The sequence below is a fragment of the Amycolatopsis sp. NPDC005961 genome (genome assembly GCF_040629235.1).
Lineage (GTDB): Bacteria > Actinomycetota > Actinomycetes > Mycobacteriales > Pseudonocardiaceae > Amycolatopsis > Amycolatopsis camponoti.
Window position 1 is genome coordinate 1 of the sequence record NZ_JBEXVF010000021.1, and the last position, 23437, is coordinate 23437.

21 protein-coding genes are annotated in these 23437 nt (G+C 71.1%); 13 read left to right on the forward strand and 8 right to left on the reverse strand.

What is annotated here, in order from left to right:
• Positions 1-186: 186 nt before the first annotated feature.
• Together ABZ342_RS20455 and ABZ342_RS20460 are read right to left on the reverse strand one after the other, a co-directional pair.
• Positions 187-723 (reverse strand): DUF305 domain-containing protein, encoded by a 537-nt coding sequence (locus ABZ342_RS20455; RefSeq protein WP_360475130.1) that lies wholly within the window; start codon positions 721-723, stop codon positions 187-189.
• Complete coding sequence (locus ABZ342_RS20460; protein WP_360475133.1) at positions 720-1652, reverse strand: DUF1996 domain-containing protein; 933 nt, start codon at positions 1650-1652, stop codon at positions 720-722. Before ABZ342_RS20460 ends, ABZ342_RS20455 begins: the two co-directional genes overlap by 4 nt.
• Positions 1653-1867: 215 nt before the next feature.
• On the opposite strand from ABZ342_RS20460, the gene ABZ342_RS20465 reads away from it, so the two are divergent.
• From ABZ342_RS20465 to ABZ342_RS20490, 6 genes are all read left to right on the forward strand, one after another.
• On the forward strand, positions 1868-4000 hold the full coding sequence (locus tag ABZ342_RS20465) for a discoidin domain-containing protein (RefSeq protein WP_360475136.1): 2133 nt from the start codon (positions 1868-1870) through the stop codon (positions 3998-4000).
• Between the two features lie 25 nt (positions 4001-4025).
• A complete protein-coding gene (locus tag ABZ342_RS20470) occupies positions 4026-4154 on the forward strand; it encodes a hypothetical protein (RefSeq protein WP_360475139.1) in 129 nt (42 codons plus the stop codon).
• A gap of 127 nt (positions 4155-4281) precedes the next feature.
• Entirely contained in the window at positions 4282-5337 is a 1056-nt protein-coding gene (locus ABZ342_RS20475) for a hypothetical protein (RefSeq protein WP_360475142.1), read from the forward strand.
• Between the two features lie 216 nt (positions 5338-5553).
• The gene (locus ABZ342_RS20480; RefSeq protein WP_155543892.1) at positions 5554-5988 is read left to right on the forward strand and encodes an XRE family transcriptional regulator; all 435 of its coding nucleotides are present in this window, start codon (positions 5554-5556) and stop codon (positions 5986-5988) included.
• Between the two features lie 19 nt (positions 5989-6007).
• Positions 6008-6598: a hypothetical protein gene (locus ABZ342_RS20485; RefSeq protein ID WP_155543893.1), complete on the forward strand. Its 591-nt coding sequence runs from the start codon at positions 6008-6010 to the stop codon at positions 6596-6598.
• A 9-nt stretch (positions 6599-6607) separates the two neighbouring features.
• Positions 6608-7693: a hypothetical protein gene (locus ABZ342_RS20490; RefSeq protein WP_360475146.1), complete on the forward strand. Its 1086-nt coding sequence runs from the start codon at positions 6608-6610 to the stop codon at positions 7691-7693.
• A gap of 274 nt (positions 7694-7967) precedes the next feature.
• Here the strand turns inward: ABZ342_RS20490 and ABZ342_RS20495 are convergent, their stop codons facing one another.
• Both ABZ342_RS20495 and ABZ342_RS20500 read right to left on the reverse strand, forming a co-directional pair.
• On the reverse strand, positions 7968-8480 hold the full coding sequence (locus tag ABZ342_RS20495) for a 2'-5' RNA ligase family protein (RefSeq protein ID WP_360475149.1): 513 nt from the start codon (positions 8478-8480) through the stop codon (positions 7968-7970).
• A 16-nt stretch (positions 8481-8496) separates the two neighbouring features.
• Positions 8497-8916: a hypothetical protein gene (locus ABZ342_RS20500; protein WP_360475152.1), complete on the reverse strand. Its 420-nt coding sequence runs from the start codon at positions 8914-8916 to the stop codon at positions 8497-8499.
• A 155-nt stretch (positions 8917-9071) separates the two neighbouring features.
• Here ABZ342_RS20500 and dinB point away from each other — a divergent pair, with 155 nt between their 5' ends.
• Positions 9072-10262: a DNA polymerase IV gene (gene dinB, locus ABZ342_RS20505; protein WP_360475155.1), complete on the forward strand. Its 1191-nt coding sequence runs from the start codon at positions 9072-9074 to the stop codon at positions 10260-10262.
• A gap of 14 nt (positions 10263-10276) precedes the next feature.
• Here dinB and ABZ342_RS20510 read toward each other — a convergent pair whose 3' ends face one another.
• Positions 10277-11176 (reverse strand): SAM-dependent methyltransferase, encoded by a 900-nt coding sequence (locus ABZ342_RS20510; protein WP_360475158.1) that lies wholly within the window; start codon positions 11174-11176, stop codon positions 10277-10279.
• A 217-nt stretch (positions 11177-11393) separates the two neighbouring features.
• Here ABZ342_RS20510 and ABZ342_RS20515 point away from each other — a divergent pair, with 217 nt between their 5' ends.
• From ABZ342_RS20515 to fdhD, 3 genes are all read left to right on the forward strand, one after another.
• On the forward strand, positions 11394-11804 hold the full coding sequence (locus ABZ342_RS20515; protein ID WP_155543898.1) for an Lsr2 family protein: 411 nt from the start codon (positions 11394-11396) through the stop codon (positions 11802-11804).
• A gap of 660 nt (positions 11805-12464) precedes the next feature.
• A complete protein-coding gene (locus ABZ342_RS20520) occupies positions 12465-13775 on the forward strand; it encodes an OFA family MFS transporter (RefSeq protein ID WP_360475161.1) in 1311 nt (436 codons plus the stop codon).
• Position 13776: 1 nt separating this feature from the next.
• Positions 13777-14610 carry a formate dehydrogenase accessory sulfurtransferase FdhD gene (gene fdhD / locus ABZ342_RS20525; protein ID WP_360475164.1) on the forward strand — a complete coding sequence of 278 codons (834 nt, stop codon included), beginning with the start codon at positions 13777-13779 and terminating at the stop codon, positions 14608-14610.
• On the opposite strand, the gene ABZ342_RS20530 is transcribed toward fdhD, so the two are convergent.
• The 3 genes from ABZ342_RS20530 to sucC all read right to left on the reverse strand — a co-directional run bounded on the left by ABZ342_RS20530 (position 14598) and on the right by sucC (position 17959).
• A complete protein-coding gene (locus ABZ342_RS20530; RefSeq protein ID WP_360475167.1) occupies positions 14598-15848 on the reverse strand; it encodes a LysR family transcriptional regulator in 1251 nt (416 codons plus the stop codon). The genes fdhD and ABZ342_RS20530 overlap by 13 nt on opposite strands.
• Positions 15849-15930: 82 nt before the next feature.
• Positions 15931-16812, reverse strand: a complete 882-nt coding sequence (gene sucD, locus ABZ342_RS20535) for a succinate--CoA ligase subunit alpha (protein WP_360475170.1) — start codon at positions 16810-16812, stop codon at positions 15931-15933.
• Position 16813: 1 nt separating this feature from the next.
• Positions 16814-17959, reverse strand: coding sequence for an ADP-forming succinate--CoA ligase subunit beta (gene sucC / locus ABZ342_RS20540; RefSeq protein ID WP_360475173.1), 1146 nt, complete (start codon positions 17957-17959; stop codon positions 16814-16816).
• 283 nt (positions 17960-18242) lie between these two features.
• On the opposite strand from sucC, the gene ABZ342_RS20545 reads away from it, so the two are divergent.
• Genes ABZ342_RS20545 through ABZ342_RS20555 form a run of 3 tightly spaced genes read left to right on the forward strand, consistent with a single transcriptional unit; the run spans position 18243 to position 23347 of the window.
• Positions 18243-19979, forward strand: coding sequence for a thiamine pyrophosphate-binding protein (locus ABZ342_RS20545; protein ID WP_230862574.1), 1737 nt, complete (start codon positions 18243-18245; stop codon positions 19977-19979).
• 11 nt (positions 19980-19990) lie between these two features.
• A complete protein-coding gene (frc, locus tag ABZ342_RS20550; protein ID WP_360475178.1) occupies positions 19991-21220 on the forward strand; it encodes a formyl-CoA transferase in 1230 nt (409 codons plus the stop codon).
• Positions 21221-23347: an acetate--CoA ligase family protein gene (locus ABZ342_RS20555; protein WP_360475181.1), complete on the forward strand. Its 2127-nt coding sequence runs from the start codon at positions 21221-21223 to the stop codon at positions 23345-23347.
• Positions 23348-23437: the final 90 nt, after the last annotated feature.

Sequence of the window (23437 nt, forward strand, 5' to 3'; positions counted from 1 at the left end):
CGTGGGCCCGTTCCCTGGGCCGGCTGCACGCGAGCACGGCGGGGCGCGAAGCCGACTTCAACGCGCTGCTGCGGCGGCTGGGAGGCCCGGCGAAGCCGGCTCGGCCACCGTGTGGGATCGGTGACCCTCCACGACCCGAGCCGCGCGTACTCGACGCGCGGCTCGAGCCGTTGCTTCGTCGCCGGGTCAATCGAGCCCGGTCAGTACTTTCTCCTGTCGCGTTCCTTCGGCGCCGACCTCACCGGCCAGCTCGCGAGTTTCCGCTTCGGCGCCTGAGGTCTGCTCACCCTTGGCCAGCACCACCAGCTGCGCCGCGTGGGCCCGTAGCAGCGCGACCAGCCGCCGGTCGAACTCGGCACCGCCGCCGGTCCGCAACGCCACCAGATCGGCGGCGGTGACCATCCCCGGCATCCGATGTCCGCTGTGGACATCGGACGCCGGCAGCCCGGCCCGGTCACGAGCCGCTTTCAGCCGCGTCAGCAACCGGTCCGACGGCGCCGCGACCGAGTCCGCGGCCGAGCGCACGGCCGGGTCCGCCGCGCGGGAGGGAGCCAGCCGGGCCGCCGACAGGGCGTTCTCCGTCATCGGCACCACCAGCTCCAGCCACGCGACGTCGGTCGGGTTGAACGGCGAGGCGGGGCCGGCGGTGGGGGCGGGGCCGGTGGTGGCGCACCCGCCCATGGACATCGCCACCACCGCCCCCACCAGGAACGGCCGTCTCACGGACGGCCGGGCAGCCGGTAGTTCGGCCCGAGCACGGTGCCCCGGTCCGGCTTGTACAGGTCGAACCCGCGCGGATCGCACTGGAGGCCGCCGTTGATGCAGTGCGTGACCAGCGCGGCGAGGGTCGGCGGGTCCCACGCGTTGAAGAAGTCGTAGTGCCACGAGTACCCGCGCCCGCTGGCCAGGTGCACGCCGGACATGTCGCCGCTCACCGGGAACGCCATCTTGAACTCGAGCATCGGCACCGGCACCGGGTGGTCGCCGGGGCACGTCAGCGTCGTCCGGTCCGGGTACGCCATGTGGCTCTTGTGGTCGGCCGAGTCCAGGTGGACGCCGTCCCAGCAGCTCGGCGCCTGGTACCTGATGTTCAGCTGAGTACCCGGCGTGCACTGCACCGGGATGTCCCAGTTGTGGAAGCTGTCCCCGCACTCCCAGCCCTCGATGGCGCCGGGGGCGTGCTGGAACTCGTCCTGCGTCGCCGTCACGCTCCCGGCGACGTACCGCAGGCCGGGCGGGAACGGCACGACCTTCGTGTAGTCGAGGATGCCGGACTTGTAGTAGACGACCTGCGCGAAGTTCGGCAGCACCACCTGGTTCCCGTTGTAGACGGTCGGGAACCAGTACGCGGACAGGTCGTCCGGCGCCAGGCAGGTGGTGTTGCCGACGCCCGAGTTCTGCAGCGACTGCAGGGTCGTGGCCGCGTTGGTGGTCTTGTTGCCGATGAACGTGTGGTCGTGCGACGCGCCGGGCAGCCCGGGGAAGACGATCGGGTCGTCCGGCTGGTGGTGGCTGGGGGAGCAGTTGACCTGGAACTCGTGGTGGGTCACCAGGTCGTCGGCCCCGGCGGGCGACCAGGTGGCCGCGGTCAGGAAGGCGCCTGCCAGCACGGTGGCGGCGGTGCAGGCGAGGAGCGCGGCTTTCGTTGCCAAGGGTCCTCCACGGTGAGGTGCCAAGGAATGGGAGAGCGCTCTCCCACAGCATGCGCACCGGCCCGCCGCCGTGTCAAGGAGCACCCGGATCCGCCACCGGACAGGCATTGTCCGATTCCCGGCCGGGATCTTGACAACGGCGGGGGCGGTGACGAACCATCGGACGCGCCGGAGAGCGCTCTCCAATCTCCGTCCCCTGTCGTACGGGAGTCATCGTGGACCGACCGTCGCTCCTCCGTGCCGTTCCGGCGCTGGTGGCCCTGCTGGTGCTGGGCCTGCTCGCCGGCCCCTCCCCGGCGCACGCCGCCACCCTGCTTTCCCAAGGCAGACCCGCGACGGCGTCGAGCAGCGAAGGCGCGGGAACGCCGGCGCCGGCAGCCGTCGACGGTGATGCCGGCACCCGCTGGGCGAGCGCCTGGAGCGACCCGCAGTGGCTGCAGGTCGACCTCGGCGCTTCCGCGGACATCAGCCAGGTCACGCTGAACTGGGAAGCCGCCTACGCGACGGCCTACGAAATCCAGGTCTCGGACACGGCCGCGTCTTGGCAGACGGTATACAGCACGACGACCGCGACCGGGGGCGTCCAGAACCTCGCGGTCAGCGGACACGGCCGGTACGTGCGCTTCTACGGCACCCACCGCGTCGGCGGCTACGGCTACTCGCTCTGGGAGTTCCAGGTCAGCGGCACGCCGGGTACGTCGACCCCGGGCGGCCCCGGTGTCACGAAGGTGACCGGCAGCCAAGGCAACTGGCAGCTGAGCGTCGACGGCGCGTCGTGGACCGTGAAGGGCCTGACCTGGGGTCCGCCGGTCAGCGAAGCGTCGGCTCGGATGCCGGAGCTGCACGCGATCGGCGTCAACACCGTCCGCACCTGGGGCACCGACGGCAGCAGCCAGCCGCTGTTCGACGCCGCCGCGGCCAACGGGATCAAGGTGGTCGCCGGCTTCTGGCTGCAACCCGGCGGCGGCCCGGGCAGCGGCGGCTGCGTCGACTACACGACGGACACGAACTACAAGAACACCATGCTCGCCGAGATCCAGAAATGGGTCATCGCGTACAAAGCGAACCCCGGCGTGCTGATGTGGAACGTCGGCAACGAGTCGATCCTCGGGATGCAGAACTGCTACTCCGGCACGCTGCTGGAGCAGAACCGGATCGCCTACACCCGCTTCGTCGACCAGGCCGCGCAGGCGATCCACGCCATCGACGCGAACCACCCCGTCACCTCGACCGACGCCTGGACCGGCGCGTGGCCGTACTACAAGGCGTACGCGCCCAACCTCGACCTCTACTCGGTGAACTCGTACGCCCAGGTCTGCCAGGTCAAGCAGGACTGGATCGCCGGCGGCTACACGAAGCCGTACATCATCACCGAGACCGGCCCGGCCGGCGAGTGGGAGGTGCCGAACGACGCGAACGGCGTGCCCGCCGAGCCGACCGACCAGCAGAAGCGCGACGGGTACGTCAACGCGTGGAACTGCGTCCTGGCCCACCCCGGCGTGGCGCTGGGCGCGACGCTCTTCCACTACGGCACCGAGGGCGACTTCGGCGGCGTCTGGTTCAACATCACCACGGGCAACGAGAAGCGGCTCGCCTGGTACGCCGTCCGCCGGATCTACAGCGGACAGACGGGCGGCAACACCCCGCCGGTGATCTCGTCGATGAACCTCAGCCGAACCACCGACGTCCCGGCGGGCGGCACGTTCACCCTGACGGCCGGAGTGTCCGATCCGGACGGTGACCCGATCAGCTACACCATGGGCTACAACAGCAAGTACATCAACAACGCGGCCGGGCTGATCCCGGCGCAGTTCACCGGCACGGGGACGTTCACCGTCACGGCGCCGCAGCAGCTGGGCGTCTGGAAGATCTACCTGTACGCGCGGGACGGCCACGGCAACGTCGGCATCGAGACGCGTTCGCTGCGCGTGGTCGCCCCGCCGGTGCCGGGCACGAACCTGGCCCGCGGCGCGGCGACCACGGCGTCGACCTACCAGGCCGACGGCCCCGGGGCGCCCTACCCGCCGCAGGCCGCGACGGACGGGAACACCGCCACCCGCTGGGCGAGCGCGTGGGCCGACCCGCAGTGGCTGCAGGTCGACCTGGGCAGCCGGCAGGCGTTCGACCACGTCCAGCTGGTCTGGGAGTCGGCCTTCGGGAAGGCCTACGAGATCCAGGTCAGCGACGACGCGGCGAACTGGCGGACGGTGTACGCGACGACGTCCGGCGACGGCGGCGCCGATGACCTCGCCGTCGCGGCCACCGCCCGGTACGTGCGGATGTCCGCGACCCAGCGTGGCACCGCGTACGGCTACTCGCTGTACGAGTTCGGCGTCTACCGCCGGTGACCCGGCGGGGGATCCGGCGGAAGAGGTGACCTTCGGGGTCGGCGAGCACGACCCGGCCGGCGCCACCGGGCCGGAAGTCCGGCCTGGTGGCGCCGAACTCCGCGGCAGCGCTTTCGAGGTCGCCGTCGATCTGCCGCAACGGCCGGTCAACTGAGTCACAGCTCCGCCGCCACACACGGTCGCCACTCCGGCACGCACGGAGCATCAGGCCGTCCGGATCCCTTGCCAGGACGGTACTTTTGCCGGGCCGTCGCCTCTTCGCGCGCACTACGGTCCCACCCATGGGGGACACTTCGACTCGCGTGGTACCGCTTTCCGGCGCCCGCCGCTGGACCTGGGTCCTCGTCGCGATCGCGCTCGCCTTCGCCGGCTGGCACGTCTACGGCATCACCGTCGCGCCGGAGCGGCCGTTCTTCTGGATCGGCCTCGCCCTCGACCTCCTCGTCGCCGTGGTGGCCTGGCTGCTCGGCCGTGCTTGGCCACCCGTCGCGCGCTTCGGACCCGACGCCATCGCTCTGGACCGAGAGAAAATCCCGTACCCCACCATCACCGAAGTCCGGCGCGGCGCCGTGTCGGCCAAGCCGTTCTGGCTCGCCTTCTGGCTGCCGACCTCTCTGCTGGGCGGGCTGATCGTCGCGCTCCGGCCGTCCGGTGACTTCGACCGCGAGGTCGTCGAGCTGGGCACCGATCGCGGCGGGCGGGTGCGCACCCGCTGGCGCGACCATCGATCCGCCGATACCTTCCTCGCCGCGCTGCACGACAAACGACCCGACCTCGAAGTCCGCTACGGCGTCGACTCCGGCACCTACGCCCGCGACCATTCGCCCCGGCTGGGCGTCGGCGGCGGGTTCCTCGCCTTCGGGCTCGGGCTCTGGCTGTTTTTCGGCGCCTGGTTCGGACTGCAGCTGCTCGACCGGTCCCTCGACCGCGGCCCGTTCGCGCCCGGGCCGACGTCGGCCGCGATCACGCAGCTGACCACGGGCCTGTCCGGCTTCGCGCCACTGCCCGGCGTCGCCCGGGACTTCACCGAGTGGCCCTGCGACCGCACGAACGACCTGATCCTCGGCCCGGACCCCGGCGCCGCCGACCTGCACCTGAAGCTGGAAGGCCGGACGCCGCAGGCCGGCGACGTCGAGGCGCGGCTCCGGCGGGCGGCCGGGATGGACCCCGGCGAGTACCTCGAGCGGCTCGGCCCGGACGACATCGACTTCGAGGTCGACATCCCCGAGGACGACGACCTCTACATCGAGTTCTCCACCGGCTGCGTGACCGACGACGCGGTGCCGTCCCTGCGCGACGACTTCACGAAGCTCGCAGCGGCGCTGGGAGTGCGCTGAAGTGGGGCGGCGCGGCGGGAACAAGGGCTGGGCGCGTGGCCACCCCCAGCGGCCACGTGACTTCGCCCCGCGGCCGCTGCGCCGCCCCAGGCGCCGGTGTCCTGTTTTCGAGACACCGAACGCGAGTATCGTAGTCTTTACGGGACAGGCTGTGTCAAGTTTTCGGAACAGCTACGCTGACGGTTGTCACGTTTCCCTGACTGAAGGTGGTGTGTGGTGAGCGATGAGCGCAGTTTCGCCGAACGGCTGGCGCACTTGATCGCGACCGTGCACCCGCCGGACCGCAAGCCGTACTCCTACCGGGAGATCGCGCACGGCGTCGCCGAGCAGACCGGCGTCACGATGTCGGCGACCCACGTCCAGCAGCTCGCCGTCGGCGCGCGCAAGGACCCGAAGCGCTCGCACATCCAGGCTCTCGCCCAGTTCTTCGGCGTGCCGGTGACGTACTTCTTCGACGACGAGGTCGCCGGACAGGTCGACCGCCAGGTCGGGGACGTCGTGGCGTGGCGCGACACCGAGGCGCGGAACCTGGCGCAGCGCGCCATGCAGCTCTCACCGCGCGATCGCGAAACCGTGACGGCGCTGCTCGACCAGCTGGCCGGCTACGACGAAACCCGGCGTCGCGACGGCCGGCGCCGGAAGCCGGAGTGATCGCCGAAGGTCGGCTACGATGACCTCGTCCGTGATGGCGCCGCGGTGCACCCGGCTGGCGCCCGGCGACCGGGGAGGACCCATCGACGAGCGCGGCCTGACGGATCTGCGAGCCGGCGCCCGGGAACGGGTGCGGACCGTGCTCGCCGCCGTCCCGGTACCCCGGCCGTGGTCGATGAACACCTGGGTCGACCGCCTCGAGGCCTGGCGCGGGCGCGAGATCGACCTCGTGCCGGTCGAATACCGGCCCGGCCGTCCGTCCGGTGCGTGGCAGGCCCGCCCGGACTACGACCTGATCGCGTACGTCGAGCACACGTCGGCGCTGCACCAGGACCACATCATCGCCCACGAGCTCGCCCACATGCTGTGCGCGCACACCGGGTCCTGCCAGATGTCGGAGTCCGAAGCCGCGCAGCTCGCGCCGGACCTGGCGCCGCAGGCGCTGTCGCACCTGCTGACCCGCGTGACGACCGGCACCGACGAGTACGAGGCCGAGCTGATCGCGGTGCTGCTGATGAGCGCGGCGACGAGCGAACCACCCGCCGTTCAGCCGGGCGCGTCCGGCCGGGCGGCGGATCAGGCTAGGCGGCTGGCCGCACTCCTGGGATAGTCGCGTCTCGTGATCGACATTCTGTTCGTCGGGGTCGGGCTCTTCGCGTTGGCAGTCGGGATCTGGCGGGCGGTCCGCGCCCGGCGCACCGGCGCGGGCGCGGGCTTGGCCGTCTCGCTCATCGCGCTCGGCGCGGCGTTCTGTTTCCTGTCCAACCGCGCGCAGCTGTTCGAGAGCGAGATCTACCCCAGCCTCGGACGGCTCCTGTCGAACCTCGCGACGATGGTCGCGGCCTACGGGATCGGCCTGACGGTCGCGGAGATCAGCGGCACCCGCGACCGCGGCCGCCGCACGCGCCTCGTCGCGCTGGGCGTGGCGCTGATCCTGCTGACCGTGATGTTCTTCAGCACGTCGGGGCTGCCGCGCGGCGTCGGCGTGTTCGACGAGCTGTACCGAACGCACCCGACGCTGGTCGTGTACGTCTTCGTCTACACGGTGTACCTGGGGTTCGCGGTGCTGGACATCGGCGTGGTGTCGGCCGTGACGATCCGCGCGAGCGGCGGCGCGCTGCGCGCCGGGCTGACGTTGTTGCTGCTGGCGTCGGCGTTCGCGGTCGCCTACCTCGCGGGCAAGGTCGTCGCGACGATCCGGGCGTTGCAGGACGACCACCCGGCGAAGGCACTGTGCCGCGGGCCGTTCTCGACGCTGCCGTGCACGCTCGACGTCGGCTTCCCGGCGATCTCGGTGCTGCTGATCGTGGTGGGGCTGACGATCCCGTCGATCCCGGGTCTGGTGGCTGGCCGCCGCGACGCGAAGACGCTCCGCCTGCTTCGTCCCCTACGCGCGCACCTGACGCGGCGGTTCCCGGAGATCGTCCGCATCGACCCGGGCGGGCCGTCCCGCCGCGAGCGGTTGCTGACGGCGATGAGCGAGACGAACGACGGCCTGATCTTGGCGGGAGTGACACCGGAGCTGGCGCCCTCCGCGGCGGCTCGGCTGGTGCGGGACTTGCCGGACGAGCCGGGGGAGGAGGAGCCGCCGGTCGCCCAGGCGGAGCCGTTCGCCGCGGACGTCGCGCGGCTGCGAGCGATCGCGCGCGCGTACCGGAAGGTCGACGGCGTGACGGCGCCCGAGGTCGGCAGCCCGGTCCGCTGACGTCGCTGCCGCTCGCACCGCAGTCCTCGCTGTCCACTCATTGCAGCGGCCGGCGGCGTCGTGGAGGTCGAGCCGCTGGTCGGGCAGCTTCAGCCAATCGCCGGTCTGGTCCGCGAAGTCGCAGTCGTCGCTGCGACGAGGGCTGTTCGCTGCGTTGTGGCCGCGGGGTCGATCAATAAGCACCATCGCACCGAAACTGTAGTCACTGCACATATGGAGTCACTGCACATATGGAGTCACTACGCGATTACATCCACTGCAAAAGGGGGCGCACTCATGCGGAGAAAGGTGCGTCCATCCGTGGCTCCCAGCCGCGGTCGGTGAGTGCGACCAACTGCAACGCCGTCGCGAGACCGGTGAGCGGCAACAGCGGCCGCACCTCGTCGCCCACCCGCGAAAGCGTCTCCTCGTCGCCACCCATGGCCACGGTCACATGAGCCGGAGGCCGAGGCCCGAACCGCCCCCCGTAAGGCGCAACCTCAGGCCAGCGAGCACAAACCGCATCAGTGACCGGCTGAAGCGAAGGAGCCGGAAGAGCCGCAAAACCCGGCGCGGCGAGAAACTCGGCAAGCCGGACCTCGGTCGGCGAAACAGCCGAGGCCACCGAGCGGACCGCGGCCAAGACCGACGATGTCAGCAAGGCATCCGGCAAGAAGGGGTACAAAGCCGTGACGTGAGCGGGCAGACCGGGGCGGACCAGGGCGGGATCGACCCGCCGGGCCGCGGCGAGCGCCGGTTCGGCGGCGGGCAGCAGGATCACCAAAGCGGTGGTTCCAGGTTCGGGCACCCCCGCATCATGGCAGTCAGGCAGCCGCGGTCTGCGGGAACCGCCCCTCGCGGGCCAGGACGAGGCTGCGCCGGCACAGCTTCACCAGTTCCAGGTTCGCGCGGCTGCGCGGGCTGCGGCCGCAGAGCCCGCAGTGGATCGCCACGTCACCCGTCAGCTCGTCCACCGCCACCAGCGCCTGGTGGTCGCAGCTGCGGCACCAGCGGTAGCCGATCGCCGGGTTCGTGTGGACCGGGGACGAGACGCAGTCGTGCAGCCAGCGGCGGTGCGTGCGACACGTGACGCGGTCGGTCGGGTCGATCCGGCCGCCGTCCTCGGCGTGGTCTTCGCCGGCCAGCGTCGACGCCAGCAGCGGCTGCCGCGCCGCGGCCGGCTGGTCCTGCGGGTTCGGGCTGGCCCACGCGTGGTGGTCGCCGCATTGGCACTTCTCGGACATGTCGCCCCCAGAGGTCGGGTGTTTCGATCCGTCGAGTGTGACCGCGGCAACAGAGAGTGGACAACCGGGAAAACGCTCAGTTTCGACCAGCGGCAGGGGTTCCGCGGCGGGCGGATGAGCGGACTTCGGCGCCCGCGTATGCGAACATATGTTCTATGACCGCCGAGGGGCCCATCCTGCACGCCGACCTCGATTCGTTCTACGCGTCGGTGGAGCAACGCGACGATCCGGCGCTGAAAGGGCGCCCCGTGATCGTCGGCGGCGGGGTCGTCCTGGCCGCGAGTTACGAGGCCAAGGCCTATGGCGTGCGCACCGCGATGGGCGGCGCGCAGGCCCGGCGGCTGTGCCCGCAGGCGGTCGTCGTGCCGCCGCGCATGTCGGCGTATTCGGCGGCGAGCAAGGTGGTTTTCGACGTCTTCCACGACACCACCCCGTGGGTGGAAGGCCTCTCGATCGACGAAGCCTTCCTCGACGTCGGAGGGTTGACCAGGATCGGCGGACGGCCCAGCCATATCGCCGAACGGCTGCGCGCGGCGGTCGCCGAGCGCGCCGGGCTGCCGATCACGGTAGGGGTTGCGCGGACGAAGTTCCTCGCGAAGGTGGCCAGCCGCGTGGCGAAGCCGGACGGCCTGCTGGTCGTCCCGCACGACGCGGAGCTGGAGTTCCTGCACCCGCTGCCGGTCGGCGCGCTCTGGGGCGTCGGCAAGGTCACGGCCGAAAAGCTGCGCGCGCGGGGGATCACGACCGTCGGTCAGCTGGCCGCGTCCGAGCCGGTGGACCTGGTGAGCATGCTCGGCCGGGCGGCCGGCGGGCACCTGCACGCCCTGGCGCACAACCGGGACCCGCGCCAGGTCGAGCTCGGCCGGCGGCGGCGGTCGATCGGCGCCCAGCGGGCCCTCGGGCGCGGCAGGCGGACCCCGGCCGAGCTCGACGTCGTGCTGGTGGCGCTGATCGACCGGATCGCCCGCCGGCTGCGCGCCGCTCGCCGCGTCTGCCGGACGGTGACGATCCGCCTGCGCTTCGCCGACTTCACGCGGGTGACGCGCTCGCACACGCTGAACGAACCGACCGCGGGCACGGGCGTCCTGCTTGCCGCGGCGCGCGAGCTGCTCGTGGCGGCGCTGCCGATGATCGCCGACCGTGGCATCACGTTGCTCGGGGCGGCGCTGTCCAACCTCGCCGACGAAGATCCGTTCCAGTTGGCGCTGCCGTTCGAGCGGCAGCGGGCGACCCAGCTCGACACGGCGCTGGACGCGGTGCGGGACCGGTTCGGCAAGGCGGCGGTCACCCGGGCGGTCCTGCTCGGCCGTCCGGACGACCTCGAAGTGCCCCTGCTGCCGGATTGACGGCCGAAAGGGCTTCAGTTCCCGCCGACGGCCATTCCGGTTCGATCGGGAATGCGGGCGTGGGCCAGCGCGGAAAGCTCGGCGGGCCGCAGCGCGTCGGTGCGGTTCCACAGCCCGGGGTCGACGCTCTCGCGCTGGCCGACCTGTTCGACGACTTCGAAACCGGCTTCTCGCAGGAGGTCGGCCAGCGCGGCGGGGGAGAGGAGCGTGTGCCACGGCTCACCCTGTTCCGCGGCGACCGGCGCGACGGCTTCGGCGTAGCCGTTTCCGGCGGCGTCCCGCAGTTCCGCGGGAAGGAGGTGATCGGTGACGATTTCCGATCCGGGTGCGAAACCGCCGAGATCCGTCAATGTGGCGAGAATCGCCTTCCGGGTCAGGTACATGGTGACACCGAGCCAGCTGACGAACACGGGGCGGAACGGGTCGAGTCCACTCTGGACGAGCCGTTCCCGGAGCGGGTCGGCTTCGAAGTCGACGGGGACGAAGGTGACCGAAGCGGGCACGGCGACGCCGGCGCCCTCGAGCAGTTCCCGTTTGGCGGCCTGGGTCGCCGGCCGGTCGACCTCGAACACCCGGAATCGCGCGGACGTGTCCCGATATGCGAACGAATCGAGCCCGGCACCCAGAATCACATACTGGTCTATACCGGAATTGACGCGGCGGAGCCGGTCTTCGGTGAACCGGCTGCGGCACACCGCTTGGGCGCGGGCGCCGGCCAGGACGGGATGAGTACCGTGGAGGTGGTGATAGGCCAGGAGTTCCTCCGCGCGATCGCCGAGGAGGGCCGCGGCGAGGGTGTCGGAGAAGACGATCGGCTCGGCATCGACGAGCAAATGTGCCGCTCGCGCGGCGGCCGCGGTGAACGCCGTACGGCTGATGTGGGGAGTAATACCGGGAAAATCGGCAGCGGTCATGCGGACACGGTACCGATTCGATTTCGACTATATCACAAAAACAAATATTCAACAAGACGACGCGCATTTCGGCTAGGTTGCGGTCATCGCAGACTAGGCGGAGCGGTCGCCCGGGCGGCCATTGTGGACGCTTCGCGGGTGTCGGGCGTGCCGGACGGGATTCGACAGGTTAGGGTCTGTCCGACCGTGTTCTGGAGAAGATGAGGAACGACGAACCATGGCGCAACGGGTGCACGTCGAGATGGTGGACGACCTCGACGGGAGCGAGGCTTCGCAGACCGTCCCCTTCAGTCTCGACGGCGTGACGTACGAGATCGACCTGTCCGAAGACAACGCGTCCGCGCTTCGAGACGAGCTCGCCCGCTATGTCGCCGTCGCGCGGCGGATCGGCGGCCGCAAGGTGCGCCTCGCGACCGGGCAGTCGCTGTCGGGCTCGTCGAGCTCGGGCACCGACCGCGAGCGCAACCGCCAGATCCGCGAATGGGCGCAGGCCAACGGCTACGAGGTCGCGGAGCGGGGCCGCCTGTCGAGCGAGATCATCGCGGGCTTCGAGGCGGACCAGGCCGCGGCGGCCGAGCCGGCCGAGGTCAAGCCGGTGCGCAAGCGGGCGTCGCGCAAGAAGGCCTGACGCCGGAACCGGTTGCCGGACAAGGAAATCCGCACGCCGTCGGGGAGTGATCACGACGGCGGCGGTGGCCGGTGACGGTGGTGCGCGCGCCGGAGATCGAAGCGATCCCGGCGCGCCACGCGCGCGCCTGCGGGCGTGCCGCTGAGCCAAGGGACCCCCTCGGGCGGCCGTGATCGCCGGACGGCACGCGGACCTCGCTCGCGTTTGTTTGTTTCCCACCGCGCTGTCCCGGCTTGACGGACCGAGCCTGTCGGTCCGGTCGCCGGTGACTGTCCTGATCGGCTTGTCGTGAGGTGAAGCGCGCGCTCACCGTCGCGTGTGGATCTTCCGCCGACCGCAAGCGGACATTTCCCGGCCGGTAAAGCTTGTCGGAGCTGGCTCCGATGGCCAGACTGTCAGTGCTCCACGCGGCCGGTACCGCGCCGGAGCACGGCCCGGTGGCCGCCTCCTCCCTCGATGGCCACCGGGCCGCCTTCATCTCGCCCTCTCTGCCGGTCGGCACGTGCGGCATGTGTGCGCCGCGGCGCCGCGAAGCGCTTACGCCCGCTCGCGTGCGGCCGATCGGGCATTTCTGTAGACAATCGACCGCCACAAGTGCACACTCGGACTACGGAATACTGCATACAATCTTCAGTCGAGGGTTCCGAGGAGGCGGTCAGGATGGCCGAGGTCCGCGAGCTGCGGGACGTCTACGGACGGCGATACCGCGTCGGGGAGTCCGACCGGGAGCTGCTCGGCCGGCCGCGGACGTGGATCACGTGGCTGGCGGCGGCGGCGATGCTCGCCGCCGGGGTGCAGCAGTACGGGTTCGGCGCGCTCGTCCCCGCGCTGAGCCGGGCGCACGGCTGGACTTTCGGCGGGATCGTCCTCGCCCTCGCCGTCTGGGCGGTCTGCCAGGCCGGAACCGCTTTCCCGGCGGCGTGGCTGCGCGAACGCGGCCTGCTGCCGGCGCCCGCGGCGATGGCGGCCGGCGCGGTGCTGTGCGCGGCCGGGCTCGTGACGCTCGGGCACGCGACCAGCCTGCTCACGGTCTTCCTCGGCTACTCCGTGCTCGGCGGGCTCGGCACCGGTCTCGTCTACGCCACCTGCGTCGGCGCGGTGCTGGCCTGGTTCCCGGACCGGACCGCGCCGAGCGCGGGCGTCGTCAGCGGTGCGTTCGCCTACGGCAGCGTGCCGTTCGTCGTGCTCGCCGCCGCCCTGCCGGCCGCGCGGCCGGCGCTCCTGGACGTCACCGCGGGTGTCGTGCTCGCGGTGATCGCGGGGTGCGGCGCGTTGCTGCGGTACCCGCCGCGGCACTGGTGGCCCGCGACTCCCGAGCCGCGCGCCTGGGCTCTCGACCGGGCGCACAACCGGCGACCGGCCGTCCGGCACTACCGGCCGGCGGAGCTGTTCCGGTGCGGGACGACGCTCGCGCTGTACCTCGTCGTCGTGCTCGCGGCCGCCGTCCTGCTGTTCGACCTCGCCTACCTGGCGACCTTCGTCGCCGAGCGCAGCGGACCCGGGCTCGCCGCGGCCGCGTTGGCGCTGCTCGCCGCGGCGACCGGCAGCGGGCGGGTGCTCATCGGCCGGCTCGCCGACCGGATCGGCCGGCACCGGATCCTGCGGTTCGCGCTGCTCGCGGGCGGCGTCGCCCAGTTCGTCCTGTTCTACTCCGGCGAGCACCGGCACGCCGTCGGCCTGCTATTGGGCGTCGCGCTCGCCGGGCTCGGGAACGGCTGCTGCTACACGCTGCTGGCCGGCCTCGTGCGGGAGTACTTCGGCGAGGAATCGGCGGCGCAGAACTTCGGGATACTGTATTCCGCGAAAGCCGTCGGCGCGGTGGTCGGGATCGGGCTCGCCACGCTCGTCGTGACGTCGCACGGGTTCGCCGGCGCGTTCGCCGCGGCCGGGGTGCTGAGCGTGGCCGGCGCGGTGCTGTCCGGGCGGCTGACCCAGCCGGGCCGGCCCAAGTCGCTGCTGCCGGCGGCATGACGTGGGGCGGATGACGAGCCGTCGCCGGGTGCTGCGCGTCCGTGACGGCGTGCCGGCCGCGCGGCCGGACACGCTGACCGTCGAGGAACCCCTCGAGATCCGGGTGGCCGGGAAAGCGCTGTCGATCACGATGCGAACCCCGGGCGACGACTTCGACCTCGCCGCCGGATTCCTGGTCGGCGAGGGTGTGGTGCGAGCGGCGTCGGACGTCCATTCGATCCGCTACTGCGCCGGGGCCACGGCCGACGGCGGCAACACGTACAACGTGCTCGACGTCGTCCTCGCCCCGGGCGTCGCGCCGCCGGACGCGTCGGTGGAGCGCAACTTCTACACGACGTCCTCGTGCGGGCTGTGCGGCAAGGCGAGCCTGGACGCCGTCCGGACGACGGTGGCGTGGCCGATCGGGGACGACCCGTTCGGCACCGACCCGGCGACGCTCGCCGCGCTGCCCGACGAACTCCGCGCGGCACAACGGGTCTTCGACCGCACGGGCGGGCTGCACGCGGCCGGGCTCTTCGACGCCGACGGGAAGCTGCTGTGCCTGCGCGAGGACGTCGGCCGGCACAACGCGGTGGACAAGGTGGTCGGCTGGGCGACCCGCGACGGCCGGCTGCCCCTGTCCGGGACGGTGCTGATGGTCAGCGGGCGGGCGTCGTTCGAGCTGGTGCAGAAGGCGGCGATGGCCGGGATCCCGGTGCTGGCCGCGGTTTCCGCGCCGTCGTCGCTGGCAGTGGATCTGGCGGCGGAGCTGGGGCTGACGTTGGTGGGTTTCCTGCGCGGTACGTCGATGAACGTCTACACGCGACCCGACCGGCTGGGACTTCAGCCGAGCTGAGCGAGCAGGGCGGCGACGGCGGGGGAGGGGACACCCCGGTACACGGCGGCGAGCTGCCACGACGGTGGCCGGTCGAAACGCCGCACGGTGAGATCGGGAAAGCGCGAGGTAGCCGAGGCGGGCAGGACGCAGGCGGCCAGCCCGGCCCGCACGAGCCCCGCGGCGACGGCGAGATCATCGACCTCCAGCGAGAGCCGTCGGCAGGGAAAGGCCCGGTCGACGGCTTCGCGGATCGCCCAGCCCGGCGGGAAGTCCACGAGGGACAGTTCGGAGAGATCGGCGGGCGCGGACCGCGAGCCGCCGGGTGCGGTGGCGAGGACGAGTTCTTCGCCGGGGAGCGCGGTGGTGACCAGCTCGCCGGGAGGGGCTGGGTTGGCGGCGGGCTCGTGCGTGGATGTGGCCGGGTCGGTCGTGGGCGGATGGTGTGCGGGCGCGGCCAGGTTGGCGGCGGACTCGTACGTAGGTGTGGCGAGGCTTGCCGCGGACTCGTGCGTAGGTGTGGCGAGGCTGGCGGCGGACTCGTGCGTAGGTGCGGCCAGGCTGGCGGCGGCCTTGTGTGTGGGTGCAGCTGGGTCAGCCGTGGGCGGATTGTGTGCGGGTGCGGGTGCGGGTGCGGGTGCGGGTGCGGGTGCGGCCAGGCTGGCGGCGGACTCGTGTGTAGGCGCGGCCGGGTCGGTCGCGGACAGGTCGTGCCTGGGTGCGGCCAGGCCGGTCGTCGAATCGCCGGGTGCATGGTCATCCGTCGCCGGTTCGCCATGCCGCGCGGCCGCGAAACCGTTGATACTCGGCGAAGCCGCACCGCAGCCCGCGACCGCCGTCAGCACCACGTCCACTGTGGACTCGGCCAGCGCTCGCTCCACCTCACCGGGCAAAACCTGCCGCACCTCCACCACCAACCCCGGGTGCACGTGCCGGAGCGCCGGGAGCACCCGGTGCCAATCCGCCAGCAACCCCGGGCACACCCCCAGCCGGACCCGGCCGCCCACCGGGGACACCGCCGCCCGGGCTCGGGCGGCTGCCTCCAGGGCCGCCCGCGCGGCGGGCATGAACGCCTCGCCGGCGGGCGTCAATACCACCTGGTGCGTCGTGCGGTGGAACAACGGCGTCCCCAGGTCGCGCTCCAGGGCGCGGACCACTGTGGACACCGTCGACTGGACCGTCCGCAGCCGTACCGCGGCCGCGGTGAAGCCGCCTTCCTCCGCGACCGCCACCACCACCGCCAGCTGACGCAGCTCCATCACGGCACCTGGCCGAGGACGTAGCCGCGCCCAGCGTCCGTCTGCGGCAGGAACGGCGCCCCGCACGCGAGCACCGCCCGCATCAGCCCAGCACCTCCCGGACCAGCGCCGCCGTCTCGCTCGGGGTTCGCCCGACGCGGATTCCCGCCGCCTCCAGTGCTTCCTTCTTCGCCGACGCCGTTCCGGCCGAGCCCGACACGATCGCGCCGGCGTGGCCCATCGTCTTGCCCTCCGGGGCGGTGAACCCGGCGACGTACCCGACGACCGGCTTCGAGACGTTCGCCCGCACGAACTCCGCGGCCCGCTCCTCGGCGTCGCCGCCGATCTCGCCGATCAGCACGATCAGATCGGTCTCGGGGTCCTTTTCGAACGCTTCGACGGCGTCGATGTGCGTCGTCCCGATGATCGGGTCGCCGCCGATCCCGACGCACGTCGAGAACCCGATGTCCCGCAGCTCGTGCATGAGCTGGTAGGTCAGCGTGCCGGACTTGGACACCAGCCCGATCCGCCCGGGGCCGGTGATGTCGGCCGGGATGATCCCCGCGTTGGACTTGCCGGGGGAGATGATGCCCGGGCAGTTCGGCCCGATGATCCGGGTCCGCCCGCCCGCCGCGACCGCGTGCGACCACAGCCGGGCCGTGTCGTGCACCGGGACGCCCTCGGTGATCACCACCGCGAGCCCGATCCCGGCGTCGACGGCCTCCATCACGGCGTCGGAAACGAACGGCGGCGGCACGAACAGCACGCAGACGTCGGCGCCGGTCGACGCCATCGACTCCGCGACGCTGCCGAAGACGGGCAGTGCACGGCCCGAGATCTCCACGTGCTGCCCGGCTTTGCGCGGGTTCACGCCGCCGACGACGTTCGTGCCGGCGGCGAGCATCCGCCGGGTGTGCTTGGCGCCTTCGGAGCCGGTGATGCCGGAGACGACGATTCGGCTGATCTCGTCCAGGAAGATGGCCACGTCAGACCTCCGCGATCGCGAGCTTCGCCGCCTCGCGGGCGGCGTCGTCCATGGTGGCCACCACGGTGACCAGGGGGTGGGCGGCTTCGGCGAGGATCCGCCTGCCTTCGGTGACGTTGTTCCCGTCGAGCCGGACCACGAGGGGCTTGGTGGCGCGGGAACCCAGGATCTCCAGCGACCGCACGATCCCGGTCGCGACGGCGTCGCAGGCGGTGATCCCGCCGAAGACGTTGACGAACACGCTGCGCACCTGCGGGTCGCCGAGGATCACGGTCAGGCCGTTCACCATCACCTCGGCCGACGCGCCGCCGCCGATGTCGAGGAAGTTCGCCGGTCCGCGCGCGCCGGCTTCGGAAGCGGCGGCCGCCACGACGTCCAAAGTGGACATGACCAGGCCGGCGCCGTTGCCGATCACGCCGATGTCGCCGTCGAGCTTGACGTAGTTGAGGCCCTTCGCGCGTGCCTCGCGTTCCAAGGGATCGCCGTCCGAAAGCTCGTTGAACGAAGAGGAACGGCGGAAGGACGCGTTGTCGTCCAGCGTGATCTTCCCGTCGAGCGCGAGGATCCCGGTCGACGTGCCGGCCAGCGGATTGACCTCGACCAGCGTGCAGTCCTCGGCGACGAACACGTCCCACAGCTTTTCGACGACGCCGGCGACCTCGGCGCGGACGTCGGCGGGGAAGGCGGCGGCCACCGCGGCCGAGTCGACGCCGGCGAGCGGGTCGACCGGGACCCGGACCAGGGCGTCCGGCCGGGACGCCGCGACCTCCTCGATCTCCATCCCGCCTTCGGTCGACGCCATCGCGAGGAACGTCCGCCCGGCGCGGTCGAGCAGGAAGGAAAGGTAGTACTCGTCGGCGATCTCGCTGGCCTCGGTCACCAGGACGCGGTGCACGGTGTGGCCCTTGATGTCCATGCCGAGGATGTCGTCGGCGGCCTGCTCGGCGTCGTCGGCTGTATGTACTACGCGCACGCCTCCCGCCTTGCCGCGGCCGCCGGTCTTCACCTGGGCCTTGACGACAACCGGGCCGTCCAGGGAAGCGGCCGCGGACCGGGCCGCGGCGGGATCGGCCGCGACCCGGCCGCGGGGGACGGGTACGCCGTGCTTCTCGAAGAGATCCCGGGCTTCGTGTTCGAAGAGGTCCATGCGGGGGCGTCCTTTCCGCGGCGGGGCTGGGCAAGGAGGTCCGCCGTGTCCGGGCGTGCGGTGACGGTCCGCGGGGGCCGGGTCGAAGCCCGGGAAAAACCCTGCGGATAGCCCTGGACACGGGCTGCTTGAAGAGTGACTATATGCCTACCCCATACGGTATGCAATCTACAGTCTGCGGCGAAGAAGCCGCTGACCTCGACGGACGTCGCCGGCGGCGACGTGCGGGGCGGACGGAGCGCCGGACAAGAGAGATCCGGCGGCGGACCAGAGGAGTTGAGCAATGGCGCTGACCACGACCGGCACCACCACGGGGGAGAGTGCCCGAGCGACGAACGGCGCCGAACCCGCGCCCGCCGAGATATCCGGCGGCCACCTGGTGGCGAAAGCGCTGAAGGCCGAAGGGGTCGACACGATCTTCACCCTGTGCGGCGGCCACATCATCGACATCTACGACGGCTGCGTCGACGAAGGCATCCAGGTCATCGACGTCCGGCACGAGCAGGTCGCCGCCCACGCGGCCGACGGCTACGCGCGGATCACCGGGAAGCCCGGCTGCGCGGTGGTCACAGCCGGCCCTGGCACCACCGACGCCGTCACCGGCGTCGCGAACGCCCTGCGCGCGGAGAGCCCCATGCTGCTCATCGGCGGCCAGGGCGCGCTCACCCAGCACAAGATGGGGTCCCTCCAGGACCTCCCGCACGTGGACATGATGACGCCGATCACCAAGTTCGCCGCCACCGTCCCGCACACCGCCCGCGTCGCCGACCTCGTCTCGATGGCGTTCCGCGAGGCCTACGCCGGCGCGCCCGGCCCCTCATTCCTGGAGATCCCCCGCGACGTCCTCGACGCGCGCGTCCCGCTCGAGAACGCGAGGATCCCCGAGGCTGGCCGCTACCGCGCGTCGACCAAGAACGCGGGCGACCCCGCCGACATCGAGAAGCTCGCGGACCTGCTGGTGCACGCGAAGAAGCCGGCCATCCTGCTCGGCAGCCAGGTCTGGACGACGCGGGCGACCGAACCGGCCGTGGACCTCGTGCGCACGCTGAACATCCCGGCGTACATGAACGGCGCCGGCCGCGGCACCCTGCCTCCGGGCGACCCACACCACTTCCAGCTCTCGCGCCGGTACGCCTTCGACAACGCCGACGTCATCATCATCGTCGGCACCCCGTTCGACTTCCGGATGGGCTACGGCAAGCGGCTGTCGAAGGACGCCACCGTCGTGCAGATCGACCTCGACTACCGCACGGTCGGCAAGAACCGCGACATCGACCTCGGCATCGTCGGCGACGCCGGCCAGGTCCTGGCCGCCGTGGCCGAAGCCGCGTCCGGACGCACCGACAACGGCGCCGTCGGCCGCAAGGCCTGGCTCGAAGAGCTGCAGGCCGTGGAGGAGAAGGCGAAGCAGAAGCGCCTGCCGCTGCAGCACTCCGACGCGAGCCCGATCCACCCGTACCGGCTGGTCCACGAGATCAACGAGTTCCTCACTGAGGACTCGATCTACATCGGCGACGGCGGCGACATCGTCACCTTCTCCGGCCAGGTCGTCCAGCCGAAGTCGCCCGGCCACTGGATGGACCCCGGTCCACTCGGGACACTCGGCGTCGGGATCCCGTTCGTGCTGGCCGCCAAGCACGCGCGCCCGGACAAGGAGGTCGTCGCGCTCTTCGGCGACGGCGCCTTCAGCCTCACCGGCTGGGACTTCGAGACGCTCGTGCGGTTCAACCTGCCGTTCGTCGGGATCGTCGGCAACAACTCGTCGATGAACCAGATCCGCTACGGCCAGGCCGCGAAGTACGGCCTGCCGCGCGAGCGCGTCGGCAACACCCTCGGCGACGTCCGCTACGACGAGTTCGCGCGCATGCTCGGCGGCCACGGTGAAGAGGTCCGCGACCCGGCCGACATCGGGCCGGCGCTGCAGCGCGCCCGCGAGTCCGGCAAGCCGTCGCTGATCAACGTCTGGGTCGATCCCGACGTGTACGCCCCCGGAACCATGAACCAGACCATGTACAAGTGAGCGGAGGCCCCATGGGTAAGGCACTGGAGGGCGTCCGCGTCCTCGACATGACGCACGTGCAGTCCGGACCGTCCTCGACGCAGCTGCTCGCCTGGCTCGGCGCGGACGTGATCAAGCTCGAAACCCCCGGCCGGGGCGACATCACGCGCGGCCAGCTGCGCGACCTGCCCGGCGTCGACAGCCTCTACTTCACGATGCTGAACGCCAACAAGCGCAGCATCACGCTCAACATGAAGAGCGACGAGGGCAAGGAAGTCTTCGAGAAGCTCGTGTCCGGAGTGGACATTCTCGTCGAGAACTTCGGCCCGGGCGTCGTCGACCGGTTCGGCTACCCGTGGGACAAGCTCTCCGCGCTCAACCCGCGGCTGATCTACGCCTCCATCAAGGGGTTCGGCCCCGGCCGCTACGCCGACTTCAAGGCCTACGAGGTCATCGCGCAGGCCATGGGCGGCGCGATGAGCACCACCGGCTTCGAGGACGGCCCGCCGACCGCGACCGGTGCGCAGATCGGCGACTCCGGCACCGGCATCCACCTGGTCGCCGCCATCCTCGCCGCGCTGTTCCAGCGGACCTCCACCGGCCGCGGCCAGCGCGTTCAGGTCGCCATGCAGGACGCCGTGCTGAACCTCTGCCGCGTGAAGCTGCGCGATCAGCAGCGGCTCACGCACGGCCCGCTCGGCGAGTACCCGAACGACCAGTTCGGCGACGAGGTCCCGCGCTCGGGCAACGCCTCCGGCGGCGGCCAGCCCGGCTGGGCCGTCAAGTGCGCGCCCGGCGGGCCGAACGACTACATCTACGTGATCGTCCAGCCACCCGGCTGGGCGCCGCTCGCGCGGCTGATCGGCAAGGACGAGCTGGCCGAGGACCCGGCGTGGGCCACGCCCGAGGTCCGGCTGTCCAAGCTGGACAAGATGTTCGCGCTCGTCGAGGAGTGGACCGAGAAGCACACCAAGTGGGAAGTGATGGAGAAGCTCAACGCCTGCAACATCCCGTGCGGACCGATCCTGTCCACGAAGGAACTGATCGAGGACGAGACCCTGGAGCAGCTCGGCTCGGTCGTCGAGGTGGCGCACCCGGAGCGCGGCAGCTTCAAGACCGTCGGCTGCCCGCTCAAGCTGTCCGATTCCCCGGTCGACATCGAACGCTCGCCGCTGCTCGGCGAGCACAACGACGAGGTGCTGGCCGAACTCGGCTACAGCGAGGCCGAGCTGGACAAGTTCCGTGCGGCGGGGGTGATCTGAGTGGCGGATCGCGCGGCGGTCGAGAAGATCCTCGACCAGGCGGCCGCCGAGGGCCGGTCTTCGCTGACCGCGCCCGAGGGGCGTGCGGTGTGCGAGGCCTACGGTATCCCGACTCCGGCCGAGCGGCTCGCGGCGACGGCGGGCGAAGCCGTGACGCACGCCCGGGACATCGGCCTGCCGGTGGTGCTCAAGATCGTCTCACCGGACATCCTGCACAAAACCGAAGCCGGCGGGGTGCTCGTCGGCCTGAAGGACGCCGAAGCGGTGAAGGCGGGCTTCGAGAAGATCGTCGAGAACGCGAAGGCGTACGACGCCGGGGCGCGCATCCTCGGCGTCCAGGTGCAGCAGATGCTCACCGAGGGCCAGGAGGTGATCATCGGCTCGGTCACCGACCCGACGTTCGGCAAGATCGTCGCGTTCGGCCTGGGCGGCGTCCTGGTGGAGGTGCTCAAGGACGTCACCTTCCGGCTCGCGCCGACGAGCACCGAGGAAGCGCTGTCGATGATCGACGGTATCCAAGCTGCGGAGATCCTCCGAGGCGTCCGTGGCGCGGATCCGGTCGACCGGGACGCGCTCGCCGCGGTCATCACCGGGCTCGGGCAGCTGGTCGCCGACTTCCCGCAGCTGTCCGAAGTGGACCTCAACCCGGTGCTCGCGACGGCGTCCGGCGCCACTGCGGTCGACGTCCGGATCCTGGTCGACCCGGACGCGGCGAAGGAGCCGGTCCGGTTCACCCAGGAGGAGATCCTCGCCTCGATGAACCGGATCATGAAACCGGCGTCGATCGCGGTGATCGGCGCGTCGGCCGAGGCCGGCAAGATCGGCAACTCGGTGATGAAGAACCTGGTCAACGGCGGCTACGCGGGGGAGATCCACCCGATCAACCCCAAGGCCACCGAGATCCTCGACCGCAAGGCCTACGCCAGCATCACCGACGTGCCCGGTGACGTCGACGTCGCGATCTTCGCCATCCCGGCGAAGTTCGTTCCCGCCGCGCTGGAGGAGGTCGGCAAGAAGGGCGCGGCCGGCGCGATCCTCATCCCGTCCGGCTTCGGCGAGACCGGCAACATCGAGCTGCAGGACGAGGTCGTCGCGATCGCGCGCAAGCACGGCGTGCGCATCCTCGGGCCCAACATCTACGGCTACTACTACACGCCGGAGAACCTGTCGGCGACGTTCTGCACGCCGTACGACGTCAAGGGCGGAGTCGCGCTGTCGTCGCAGAGCGGCGGCATCGGGATGGCGATCCTCGGGTTCAGCCGCTCGGCGAAGATGGGCGTGTCCTCGATCGTCGGCGTGGGGAACAAGGCCGACATCGACGAGGACGACCTGCTCACCTTCTTCGAGCAGGACGACAACACTCAGCTCGTCGCCATGCACCTCGAAGACCTCAAGGACGGCCGCTCGTTCGCCGAGACGGCGAAGCGCGTCTCTCAGCGCAAGCCGGTCGTGGTGCTCAAGGCCGGGCGGACGTCCCAGGGCGCCAAGGCGGCCAGCTCGCACACCGGCGCCCTGGCCGGCGACGACAAGGTCTACGACGACATCCTCCGCCAGAGCGGCGTGATCCGGGCGCCCGGGCTGAACGACCTGCTCGAGTACGCCCGCGGCATCCCGCTGCTGCCCACGCCGAAGGGCGAGAACGTCGTCATCATCACCGGCGCCGGCGGCTCGGGCGTGCTGCTTTCGGACGCCTGCGTCGACAACGGCCTGAGCCTGATGGAGATCCCGCCGGACCTCGACACGGCGTTCCGGAAGTTCATCCCGCCCTTCGGCGCGGCCGGCAACCCGGTGGACATCACCGGCGGCGAGCCACCCTCGACCTACCGCAACACCATCGCGCTGGGCCTCGAGGACGACCGGATCCACGCCCTGATCCTGGGCTACTGGCACACCATCGTCACCCCGCCGATGGTCTTCGCGGAGCTCGTCGCGCAAGTGGTCGAGGAGTACCGCGCGAAGGGGATCCACAAGCCCGTCGTCGCGTCGCTGTCCGGCGACGTCGAGGTCGAAGCGGCGAGCGACTACCTCTACGAGCACGGTGTCGTCGCGTATCCGTACACCACCGAGAAGCCCGTGGCCGTGCTCGGTGCGAAGTACCGCTGGGCGCGGGCCGCCGGCCTGCTCTGAACGTCCTCCACAGGGGCTGGCCCACCGAGTGAGAAAGGACGAAGATCCACCGCACGTCGGCAACAGAGGGACATGAGTCAACGGTGACGA

What these genes read in the sequence shown, in the direction of transcription:
- ABZ342_RS20475 (WP_360475142.1), top strand. Translation starts at nt 4,282, where the DNA reads ATGGGGGACACTTCGACTCGCGTGGTACCGCTTTCCGGCGCCCGCCGC.
- ABZ342_RS20485 (WP_155543893.1), top strand. Translation starts at nt 6,008, where the DNA reads ATGACCTCGTCCGTGATGGCGCCGCGGTGCACCCGGCTGGCGCCCGGC.
- ABZ342_RS20500 (WP_360475152.1), bottom strand. Translation starts at nt 8,916, where the DNA reads ATGTCCGAGAAGTGCCAATGCGGCGACCACCACGCGTGGGCCAGCCCG.
- dinB (WP_360475155.1), top strand. Translation starts at nt 9,072, where the DNA reads ATGACCGCCGAGGGGCCCATCCTGCACGCCGACCTCGATTCGTTCTAC.
- ABZ342_RS20510 (WP_360475158.1), bottom strand. Translation starts at nt 11,176, where the DNA reads ATGACCGCTGCCGATTTTCCCGGTATTACTCCCCACATCAGCCGTACG.
- ABZ342_RS20515 (WP_155543898.1), top strand. Translation starts at nt 11,394, where the DNA reads ATGGCGCAACGGGTGCACGTCGAGATGGTGGACGACCTCGACGGGAGC.
- ABZ342_RS20520 (WP_360475161.1), top strand. Translation starts at nt 12,465, where the DNA reads ATGGCCGAGGTCCGCGAGCTGCGGGACGTCTACGGACGGCGATACCGC.
- ABZ342_RS20530 (WP_360475167.1), bottom strand. Translation starts at nt 15,848, where the DNA reads ATGGAGCTGCGTCAGCTGGCGGTGGTGGTGGCGGTCGCGGAGGAAGGC.
- sucC (WP_360475173.1), bottom strand. Translation starts at nt 17,959, where the DNA reads ATGGACCTCTTCGAACACGAAGCCCGGGATCTCTTCGAGAAGCACGGC.
- ABZ342_RS20545 (WP_230862574.1), top strand. Translation starts at nt 18,243, where the DNA reads ATGGCGCTGACCACGACCGGCACCACCACGGGGGAGAGTGCCCGAGCG.
- frc (WP_360475178.1), top strand. Translation starts at nt 19,991, where the DNA reads ATGGGTAAGGCACTGGAGGGCGTCCGCGTCCTCGACATGACGCACGTG.